The organism is Devosia sp. (assembly GCF_017307565.1).
Classification (GTDB): Bacteria; Pseudomonadota; Alphaproteobacteria; order Rhizobiales; family Devosiaceae; genus Devosia.
On record NZ_JAFKHD010000525.1, the window covers coordinates 2,293 to 3,932 of the forward strand.

Below are 1,640 nucleotides of genomic sequence, written 5' to 3' on the forward strand. Positions count from 1 at the left end.
CCTGTCGATTTCACTCAAATCGCATCGGCTTTAAGGCTGCTTTTACCTTACCGGCCTAGTCTCGTTTCCAGTGTTAAGTACCTGCGTACGAGTTAGCCGATGCGTAAAAACCTGTCTGTCAGGGTGCCTAAAGGTGCAGTCGCCGTGGCTGGTCTGTTTGTGGCTGCGGTCGGCTTGTCCGGTTGTTCGAGCCTCGGAGCCCGGTCTTTCGGTGATCCCACAACCACTGGATCAGTAGCGCAGTCCTCTGCGCCAGCCACGCTGAACCAGCCCATGCCAAACTCCTTGGGAGCGCCTGCGACGATGCAGGTTGCAGAGCAGCGGTTCCTGCCGCCTGCGTCCGTAGGTGGTGCTTGGGGCAATTCTCCAGCTCAATCTGCTTCGCCCGTTCAGTCGGGCTTTATGCAGCCTGTCGGCGGGACGTCGCCGATTGGCATGGGGGCGAGCGCGCCCTCAGTTCAATCCCAGGATCTTCCTGTACTGAGTTCTTCCGCTTCCATGGGAACCCCGCAAGCCATGCCCGCCATGCAAACTCCGGCCGCTGCGCCGTCCTTGCCGCCTGCCGTTGCCCTCGGCTCGCTTCCGCCTGCCGGCAATTCCTCGCTGCCCGTCAACAGCAATGTGCCGGTGGCCGCTGCCGCTCAGCCGGCCGCCTCGGCCGGCGCCTATACTCACACCATCGCCGGTGGCGAGTCGCTTTATACGATCGCCCGCCGCTACGAGGTGACGACCCAGGCTCTGGTGCAGGCAAACGGCCTCTCGTCGCCCGACAAGATCGTCGTTGGCCAGCAGCTGATCATCCCGGGCCGTCCCGACCTGGTGCGTGCGCCCCAGGTTGCAGCGCAGCCGACCGTGCAGGTTGCAAGCGCCACCCAGACGCTCGGCGCCGCTCCCGCGCCGCTCGGTCGGCCGCAGGCCGCTCCGCAGCAACAGCCGGTTGCCGTTGCTCCGGCCGCTCCGGCCCCGATCGCAGCACCGGTTGCCACCCCGGCGCCGACCCAGGTCGCAAATGTGCCTGCCGCTGAGCCGGTTGCCTCGGGCAACGACAAGTTCCGCTGGCCCGTTAGCGGTCGCGTGATCACCGATTTCGCCGCCTCGCGTGGCACCGGTATCAATATCGACGTGCCGGAAGGTTCGTCGGTCAAGGCTGCCGAGAATGGCACTGTCATCTATGTCGGTTCCGGCGTCGAAGGCTATGGCAACCTGATCCTGATCCGCCATCCCAATGGCTACGTCTCCGCCTACGCCCACCTCAAGGGCATGAGCGTCGCCAAGGGCGCCGTGGTCAGCCGCGGCGATGCTATCGGCACGGTCGGCATGAGCGGTTCGGTCTCCAAGCCCCAGCTGCACTTCGAACTGCGCAAGGGCGCGACCCCGGTCGACCCGATGCCGCTGCTCGCGAGCTAAGCCAGAATTCCTACGAAAAGGGCCGGTACTCAGTACCGGCCCTTTTCGTTTGTTTGGAAAAAAGGTGGCTAGACCACCTTGCCCTGTTCGCCCGCCAGCGTGCGGATCAGCTGGATGGCCACGCGGCCCGAGCGGGAGCCGCGGGTGGCGGCCCACTCGATGGCGCGCGCGCGCAGCGTCTCCTCGTCGATGTCGATGCCATAATAGTCGACGTAGCCGCGAACCATGGCCAG

The 1,640-nt window shown here is 65.0% G+C and carries 2 protein-coding genes; one reads left to right on the forward strand and one right to left on the reverse strand.

Going from position 1 to position 1,640, the window contains the following annotated elements; all coding sequences use genetic code 11:
• Nucleotides 1-516: 516 nt before the first annotated feature.
• The gene (locus J0I64_RS22555) at nt 517-1,407 is read left to right on the forward strand and encodes a M23 family metallopeptidase (protein ID WP_291412538.1); all 891 of its coding nucleotides are present in this window, start codon (nt 517-519) and stop codon (nt 1,405-1,407) included.
• 68 nt (nt 1,408-1,475) lie between these two features.
• Here J0I64_RS22555 and J0I64_RS22560 read toward each other — a convergent pair.
• Nucleotides 1,476-1,640: DUF815 domain-containing protein (locus tag J0I64_RS22560; protein ID WP_291412540.1), on the reverse strand; the 165-nt coding region annotated here is incomplete at its 5' end.